This window comes from Actinocrinis sp., assembly GCF_035605935.1.
In the GTDB taxonomy this organism is placed as follows: Bacteria; Actinomycetota; Actinomycetes; order Streptomycetales; family Catenulisporaceae; genus Actinocrinis.
The window spans coordinates 1-8,767 of sequence record NZ_DATNGK010000319.1 but is presented as its reverse complement, the minus strand read 5'-3'; the positions used below and the strand labels follow the sequence as shown (position 1 = coordinate 8,767).

6 protein-coding genes are annotated in these 8,767 nt (G+C 68.1%); 4 read left to right on the top strand and 2 right to left on the bottom strand.

Going from position 1 to position 8,767, the window contains the following annotated elements; genetic code table 11:
- Together VN779_RS25800 and VN779_RS25795 are read right to left on the bottom strand one after the other, a co-directional pair.
- On the bottom strand, positions 1-1,208 hold a 1,208-nt coding region (locus tag VN779_RS25800), incomplete at its 3' end, for a glycosyltransferase family 1 protein (protein ID WP_325727876.1).
- Positions 1,209-1,576: 368 nt separating this feature from the next.
- Positions 1,577-2,983, bottom strand: coding sequence for a glycosyltransferase (locus VN779_RS25795; RefSeq protein ID WP_325727874.1), 1,407 nt, complete (start codon positions 2,981-2,983; stop codon positions 1,577-1,579).
- A gap of 480 nt (positions 2,984-3,463) precedes the next feature.
- Between VN779_RS25795 and VN779_RS25790 the strand changes: the two genes are divergently transcribed.
- The 4 genes from VN779_RS25790 to VN779_RS25775 all read left to right on the top strand — a co-directional run.
- Positions 3,464-4,675 (top strand): mannosyltransferase family protein, encoded by a 1,212-nt coding sequence (locus tag VN779_RS25790; RefSeq protein ID WP_325727872.1) that lies wholly within the window; start codon positions 3,464-3,466, stop codon positions 4,673-4,675.
- A 107-nt stretch (positions 4,676-4,782) separates the two neighbouring features.
- Entirely contained in the window at positions 4,783-6,945 is a 2,163-nt protein-coding gene (locus VN779_RS25785; protein WP_325727870.1) for a glycosyltransferase family 39 protein, read from the top strand.
- Between the two features lie 327 nt (positions 6,946-7,272).
- Entirely contained in the window at positions 7,273-8,439 is a 1,167-nt protein-coding gene (locus VN779_RS25780) for a methyltransferase domain-containing protein (RefSeq protein ID WP_325727868.1), read from the top strand.
- 24 nt (positions 8,440-8,463) lie between these two features.
- Positions 8,464-8,767: FkbM family methyltransferase (locus tag VN779_RS25775; protein WP_325727866.1), on the top strand; the 304-nt coding region annotated here is incomplete at its 3' end.

Below are 8,767 nucleotides of genomic sequence, written 5' to 3'. Positions count from 1 at the left end.
CTCCCGGGGATGGCGGCCAGCGTCCGGCGCACGTCATCGGGCGGGCGCACCTTCCCCAATACCAGGTAATCCCAGGCCGCCTCGGCGTACTGATCCCACGTGCGGTCGTGCCGTACTAGCGCCTGCTTACGCAACACCGCGTGCAAGCGATCATCGGTGACGAGTCGCTCGATCGCCCGGGCGATGTCGTGATCGTCCCGCGGGTCGACCAGCAACGCGCCGCCGCCGGCGGCCAGCTCGAGCGTACTGCCGTAGTTGGACGTGATGACCGGCGTCCCGCAGGCAAGCGACTCGGCAATCGGTAGCCCGAATCCTTCGTCGAGGGAAGGAAAGAGAGTGCATCGCGCGAGCGCGTACGCGGCCCATAACTGATCATCGGCGACGTCTGCGTGTACCTCGACCGGATGACCGGCGCCCTGCAGTTCTTCGACCTCTCGGCGGAACGTATCGGCACCCCATCCGGCGCCTCCGATGAACGCCAGGCCGAACCTGACGCCGTCGCGCCACGCCAGCCGCGCGGCATGCAGCACTGCCAGATGATTCTTGCGTGGTTCGTGACTGCCGACGGCCAGGACCATCGGCAGCTCGTCGGTCAGGAAACGCGCGCGCGCCTGCTCGAGGGTGGTACGGGTCGGGCGATCGGCGTGCACGGGCAGCGGGACTGCTGCGATGTGCGGCCCGGTCAACCCGGCACCGGCCAACATGCGGCGCCATCCGCGGTACTCGACCGCTGCGGCCTCGGAAATCGTCGCGATGCGGTCAGCGTGCGAGAGACCGGCCAACATCGCGGCGAATCCGTTGACGACGGCATCGCTGGCAACCGTTTCCGGGACCATCAGTGGCACGCAGTCGTAGCCGATCGCCGCGGAGGTGCTACCGGAATACCGGAAGAGGCCCTGGAGCGCGGCCACCCGAGGGAGCTCCGCCATGAGCTCCGGCAGCACGTAGGTGCAGCGCCAGGGAACGAGCACGGCGCGGTCGGCGCCGGGTGATTGAGTGGCGACGCCAATGGCGGGCGCCTCGCCCGCCGTTTCGTGCTGGGTGAGCCGCACCAGGGCCGCGCGTCGGGGGTGCCAGGCCACGAACACCGGCGCGTGGGTGCGCTGCCAGCGCTTCGCGGTCTCACGCGCGACGCGCTGGATGCCCGTGGTGATCGTCGTTGATGCTGTGTTGTGAAGGTCGACAACGACCTCGCCGGTCAGGACCACTACTTCGGACAGTTCGAGGTCACGGCGGTGCCGCAGATATCCGGCGAGGCTTCGCGCGTGGAGCGCTTCATCGAACGCGGCGAGCGGACCGTCCAGTCGGCACGACCGCATCGCCCGTTCGACGGCGGACGGACCGGGTAGCGTCGCCGTCAACACGGCCAGCGCCAGCCACAACTCGTCGGCGGAAGGGTTCGCGAGCCGTTCCCGGAGCTGTGCTACGAGCGTCTCCGTCGTCTGGGCCGGCGGCACGGCGAGGGCCCCGAGCAAGACGCGCAGCCGGGCCGATCGGGCCCGCCTGATGGCCTCCGAGCGGTGGTTGGCCCACCGGAGGAAGCCGTCCGCGCTTCCAGCGGTCAGGGTGGCTGGGCTCACGGCACCGGCTCCGGATGACGGGCGTCGCTCGCGAGCACCTGCCGCTCCGGTGCGACGAGACCGCGCCATAAGTCATCTGCATAGTCGGACCACGTCCGCGATGGTCGGCCTGCGATCTGCGCCCGCAGCCGGGCTAGGAGGGCGTCGTCGATCAGCAGTTGCCGCATGGCATCGGTCAGCGCGACGTCATCTCGGGGATCGATAGTCACGATGCCGCCACCCGAAGCAATCTCGGCCAGGCTGCCGAAGTTCGACGTGATTGCCGGGACACCGGCCGCCAGAGATTCCACGACGGGCAGGCCGTACCCCTCGTGCAACGAGGGAAAGACCGTGAATCGGGCCGATGCGTACGCCTCACGCAAGCTCGCATCGTCCACCCGGTGGCGCATGATCACCGGCCGACCAACACGGCGAAGTCGAGAGACGAGTCGCGGGACCGCGTCGCCCCATCCCATGCCGCCGATGAGCACGAGGTCGAATCGCAATCCTTCGCGCCACAGCGTCTCGGCGGCGAACAAGATGGCCAGATGGTTCTTGCGAGGCTCGAAGCTGCCGACCACAAGAACGGTCGGGCCCGTGGCCCCGGCCCGTGCCCCGGCCGTCGTTCCGGAGCCGGCTGGAAGCTGACACTCGACAATCTCGGGACCGGTGAGCCCTTGCGCCGGCAGTGCGTCGACGAATCCCTGGAACTCCGTAGCGGCGGAGGAACTGATCGCCGCCACCCGGCGCAGGTGTTTCACCACGCCAAGGTAGCTGGCGAACCGGCTCGCTCCCCCGACCGGCACCAAGTCGGCGCTGACGACCGGGATGCAGTCGTAACCGACAGCGACGACCCGGTTGCCGCTGAACTCGGCCAGGGCGGCGAGGGGCGCCAACGCGGTGGGCATGGCAACGTCCGGCAGCACGACCACGCTGTCCCACGGCACGATCAGCCCAGCGGTGTCGCCTGCTCGCCGGTGCGCGACACGGGGCGGCTCGTACTCCGGCTTGTGCCAGTCCACGACGCGGGCGCGCTCGGCGGCCGACAGCGCCCGGAGCCCTGAGCCATCGTCGGTCCAGGCGGCAAACGTGACATCGTGCTTGGCGGCCCATAACGGCATGGTCCGCCGGATGACCTGCTGGATTCCGGTATGTAGATCGTGTCGCGCCGTGTGGTCGACGTCCACCACAACGCCGTGCTGGACCAATTCAATGGCTCGCGTGGCCGACACCGAGGAGCTGTCAGCGAGGCTCTCCTCCAGCAGCCAGAGGCTTGTCTCAAGGCTGGTCGAGATCTCCAATCGTCGCCGCAATGCCCGGACCTCGCTCGCTGTCGCCATGCGGCCCGCCACGGCCAGGCGAAGCAGCCACAGCTTGGCTGGGGTGGTCTCGGAGCGGACGTGGTCGATCAGCCCTCGGAGCACGGCCGCGGCGTCGTGTATCGGGTCATCATCCCGGTGTGGCAACCCGGGACCTAGAAGAGCGGCTCCTACGACCCGAAGTCGATGGGCGAGGGCTTGGCGCGCGGCCGAGGGATCAACCCGCCTGATCATCGCCACCCGGTCCGCACGTGCGCCGGCGCGAGCTGCTGGACGCGGGATCGCGTCGCGCGCTCCCTGATGTGGGAACAGAATGCGACGGGATTGGCTGGCACTGCGTCATCATAGGATCCGAGGCGCGCACCTCCGTCGCGCAGTTCTCCTCGTGCGCGTCGTCCGGATGCGGAACCTGCGCATAGGATACCTCGGCCCAAAATTGGACGAACAGGATCGTGGAGTGGCGCTGTTCGGTCCAGCAGCTGGTGCGCTCCAGCGCTCGTGCGCTCTTCCGCGGAGCAACGGTACGCAATTTGCTCATGGGAATCGGCTCATCGGATCGACATCCGAAATTGATAGCGTTCGCTGGTGTCCTCCTGGGGAGCGACCGTTCGGCCGGTCCGGCAGTGGTTCGTCGGGGCGCGCGAAGGCCTCACCTCACCCGAGTTCACGGGCCGATGGGGTCCCGCGCTGCGCGCCGGCCTGGCTGTCTGGTTGGCCAGCCGGGTGGCCCTCTTTCTCGCCGGAGTCCTCTTCGTCTACAGCCAACCCGGGCACGGCGGCATCGGTCGCCCCGGATTCTGGCCCGTCGGCGTCTTCTACGCCTGGGACTCCGGGCAGCTTCGCCGGATCGCGACACTGGGCTACACCGGGCTGACCGACTTCGCGTTTTTTCCCGGCTATCCGAAGCTCGCCCGGCTGCTCGCCGACTTCCTCGGCGGAAGTCACCTACAGATAGCGATCATGCTAAGTATCGTCGCGTGGGCCGGGGCGGCTGCGGCGGCGGTCGCGATCTGGCGCCTCGGGGCCGACAAGTACGACGAACGAGTGGCTACTCGCGCAGCCGTAATACTCCTGTTCGGACCGTTCGCCTATTTCCTGGTCGCTCCCTACACCGAGGGCATGTTCCTCGGCTTGGCGGTGTGGGCGTGGTTGTGCGGCACGCGCCGACACTGGTGGCTGGCCGGCCTGCTCGGCGGCCTCGCCGGATTCACGCGCATCAACGGCGTCTTTCTCGGTGCGGCCCTCATCACCATGTACGTCGAGCAGCACTGGTCTGGCCGCCGACTGCATATCCGGCCCGACAGTGCCGCACTGCTACTGCCGTTCGCCGGCGTATTCGCCTACTTCGCCTACCTCCGTGCGCTGACCGGGCGGTGGACGACCTGGTTCAGCGCGCAGAGCCTCGGTTGGCATCGTCATCTCACGGAACCGCTGATGTCGCTGCGCGTGAGCGTCGAACATGTCACGCGCTCGACGCTCCCGACCGAGCTGCGATTCCAGTACGCGCTCGAGCTCGTGTTCGCCGCGATCGGCGTCGCGTTCGTCGTCGTCTTCGCGGCTACGAAGGCATGGAGCGAGTTCGTCTACTGCTTGTTGACGATGGCTGTGGAGCTGACCAGCACCTTCTACCTCTCGGTGCCGCGCGCCGTGCTGCTGCTGTTCCCGATCCCGCTCGTGATCGCCGCCTGGTCGTGCCGGCGGGGGTACGCCTGGCTGTTACCGGCCCTCGCCTCGGTCAGCGTTCCGCTGCTCGCGTACCAGATGTCGCTGTTCGTCGATCACCGCTGGGCCGGTTGAGGCCTGCTCCTGAGGCACGCGCGGTAGGCTGCCGGCCGATAACACTGCGGGGTAGTGCCATCGAGCACCGGAGATGGCATGCCACGCTTGCACCTAGCACGCCGAACGTGCACACCGGAAGGGCTGAGCCGTTGCCAGAGTCGGACGGTGTCCTGATCGGTGAACCGCCGACGCTTGAGCCGTCTGATGAGCCTGGGCCCAGCTCAGACCGTGCTGATCGGTCCGGCTCGGCCGATCTGGGCAATCCTGTGCCGCTGTGGTTCGACTGCGGCCTGGTCGTCGCGTGTGCCGCCGTGGTCGCGTTCGGCGCCGTTGGCCTGCTGCTGGCGGTAGTGGGCCACTACCGCGCGCTCGTGGTATTCCCGTTCGGGGCCGCGGGCACCCTCGTCGGCGCCCTAATCGCCTGGCCGCGCCGGTCATCTGGCAAGTCGGGCGCCGCCACCCTTCCGGCGATCGGCATGTGCCTGGTCGCCATGGGCTTCGCGCTGTGGAACGCCGCGTACGCGAGCCATCACGTCGCCATCGGGCGGGATCCCGGTGTGTACACCGATGCCGGCAAATGGCTTGCGGTACACCATGACTTGCTCGTTCCGACGGGTCCCGAGTGGCTCACAAAGGACGCGAGCGTGATCGTGACAACGCCGGGCATCTACACCGAGGGCGGTCACGCCGAGTTCCAGTTCAATCACCTGACGCCGGTGCTCTTCGCGGAGGCCGACAACCTGGGCGGTGACCGGCTGATGTTCCGCGTCACCACGCTTCTCGGGACCCTGGCACTGTGCGCCATATATGCGGTGGGCTGCCGACTGACGCGTCGGCCCTGGCTGGCGCTTGTAGCGGTGACTGCCCTCGCAGTTGCACTCCCGCAACTCAACGCGTCTCGGGACACGTATTCCGAACCAGCCGTGCAGTTCCTCTTGTGGGTCGGGATCTATCTGCTGATCAAGGCGTACGAGCAGCGCCGCCTCGGCGTCGCCTTGCTCGCCGGGGCCGCCCTGGGCGGAACGATGATGGGTCGGGTCGATGCCCTTGTGTACCTGATCCCGCTGCCCTTTGTCGGGGCCGGCGCCTGGATCGCGGCTGGCACACAGCGTTCCCGGCGGTCGCTCGCTCGGGTGATCACGGGCGTCGCGTGTGGCGCACTGCCCTTGGCGGTGCTGGGGACGCTCGACGCGCGGACCCGCGCCGGAACGTACTACAGCGATCTTGGCCGCGAGATCGGTCGGCTGCAGGCTGCCTTCGTCGCCTCGATAGCCGCCGCGCTGGTGGTGGCTGTCGTCGCCCGGCTGTGCGCCGGCCGATTCGAGACTGCGACCACGTGGCTTCGGCAGCACCGGCCGACAATCGCGCTCGTCGTCGCGTCCGTCACCGCACTCGGTCTCCTCCTGGCCTGGACCTTGCGCCCCGTCCTCTCTCACCCGAGGGGCGCTTCGAACGAATTGGTCCAGGCGCTGCAGGCTGCCGCGGGCGTGCCATCAGATCCGGGGCGCAGTTACGCGGAAAACACGCTGCGCTGGTTCTCCTGGTATCTCGGCCCGGTCACGGTCGGACTCGCGATACTCGGTGTAGCGGTACTGCTCATTCGGTCGGGTCGGCGCGTAGACGCCGCCGCTGGGATCGTTATACCGGTGGCGGGCATTGGGACCGCCCTTTACCTGTGGAACCCGTCGATCGTTCCGGACCAGATCTGGGCAATGCGCCGTTTCGTACCGGCGGGGCTGCCATTATTCGCCGTGCTGGCAGCAGTCGGGCTCGCCCGCATCATTCCTCGGGCCGCGCCCGGCCGGACGCGGGCGCGCTGGGCCGGCCCAGCGGCTGCCGCCGCCGCGATTGCGATCATCGGCTTTCCGCTCGCTGTCTCGATTCCGGTTCGCAACTTCCAGCCCCAAGCGGGCTATCTCGCAGCGGTGAACCACTTGTGTCAACGGGTCGGCCCCAACGGAGCCGTCCTGTTCGTCGCGGGCGACACGGCGGAACAGCAACTGGCCGGCGCGGTGCGCAGCTGGTGCAACGTGCCGGTAGGAGTCATGACGACGCCGATGTCGGCGAGCCAGTTGGACCAGCTCGCGGCGAGCTGGCGGGCCGACGGGCGTGAGTTGTGGGCTCTGAGCTCGACGCCGCGCCTCATGATGGCGGCCGGGCCCGGGCTCGCGCCCGATCTCGTGACGACGGCCACTAGCCCGCATGAGCTGGAGATGACGATCAATCGTCCGCCGCAGTACTACGCGCGGATCGACCTGCCGGTGTGGGCGGCTCGGGTATCGGGTTAGACCAGGCCGGCCACGCGTGGTGGATACGCGTCGGGTCGACCGCCTGGTCGGCGGCTGCGCGAACCGAACCCGAACCGCGAGGCGAGACATAGCTCGTAGCACTCTCCGGATGGCTGCTCGAGGGCGTCCGGACGGCCTGCTAGCGTCGCTCAACGTCGGATTTCGGTTGCGCGGGAGGTCGAACAGGTGGATGTCCGAGCCCGTCTGCGGCCAGTCATCATCGCAGCCGCCGAGCGTGGACAGGCCCTGGCGAGACGCCACAACTGGCTGCCGGAGGCGCCCATTCCGCAACCAGGTGGAGACGGGACGCCCGGAGACGGGACGCCCGTGCTCAACGAGCACGGCCTGGCCGGGATCGACGCGGTCCTGCACACGCTGCGCGGCGTCGAACTATCGCGAATGCCGCAGGTCGAGGGCACGATGCTCAGCGCCGGATGCGCGGGCAGCCTCTACTTCAGGTGGATTGAGAGCAGTTACGGCCCGGTCAAGCGCCACATTGGTGTGGAGTTCTACACGCCGAAGCCCGACGACCTGCCACCCGGCGTGGAGTGGGTTAAGTCCACTGTCGCCGACATGCAAGGCGTCGAGGACTCGTCCGTAGAACTCGTCTACTCCGGCCAGAACTTCGAGCACCTCTTCGGCGACGACGCGGTCGGCTTCCTACTCGAGTCGCGTCGAGTGCTCCCGCCCGGCGGATGGCTGGTCATCGACTCGCCCAATCGCGAGATCACCGCCGCCCTGACCTGGACGATGCCGGAACACACCATCGAATTCACCCCTTCGGAGGCCGCAGATCTGGTGACCCTCGCCGGATTCGATGTGACGAGCATCCGCGGCTTGTGGCTGTGCCGCGAACCCGCCACCGGCGAGCTATATCCCCGGTGGTCGGAGGAGGGGTCACCGCTACCGGCGGAGGAGATTGCCCGCCGCGCCGCGATGGCCAGCTTTCACCCCGACTACAGCTTCATCTGGTGGCTGGAGGCGGGGCGAGCGGACCGTGAGCCCGACGTAGCCGCGCTACGGGCGCGGCACGCCGAGATCTTCGCCCAAGCCTGGCCGGAGCGGCGCAACCGGCTCCTGAGCGCCGTCGGCGAGCGGTCCCACGAGGACGGTCGCGAGATTGTGAGCGTTCCCGCCGGCATCCCGGGCTGCCCGCTTTTCGGGCCGTACATGCCCTTCAGCCCTGGGCACTATCGGGCGACCTTCACCCTGCGCCGCCGCGGAAAGGCGGCGTCCCGAGGCCGGCTGGCCGTTCTGGATATCGCCGACGGCCAGGGCAACGTGCTGGTACAGCACCCCCTGCGCGCTGGCGATCTGCGACCGGGTGAGTGGACACAGGCGAGTATCGAGTGCGACGTGGCGGAGCTGACCTGGGGTGGCCAGTTCCGGGTCAACTGCACCGGAGCAGCGGCCATCGATGTGATCGTCGGCGTGGAGGTGGAGGAAACCGGCACGTCCGTGGCGCCCAGCGCACTGCGTGATTCGGCCGGTTGAGCACTGCCCCGTATCCTCCATCTCGTGTCGGGCGAAGCGTTCATCTCTTACAGCCAGAATCATGAGGACGTCGTACTGTGGCGCGCCCTGAATTCGGTCCAGGGCGGTCATTACATCGACGTCGGCGCGCATGACCCCGTCGTGCACTCGGTGACGAAGGCGCTCTACGACCGTGGGTGGAACGGCGTCAACATCGAACCGCTGCCGGAAATAGCAGATGAGTTGCGGACGGCCCGACCCCGGGACCGAACCGTGCAGGCTGCGATCACCTCGGACAGCGCTCCCACGATCACACTGCACGGCTTCAAGGGCACTGGCCTCTCGACGC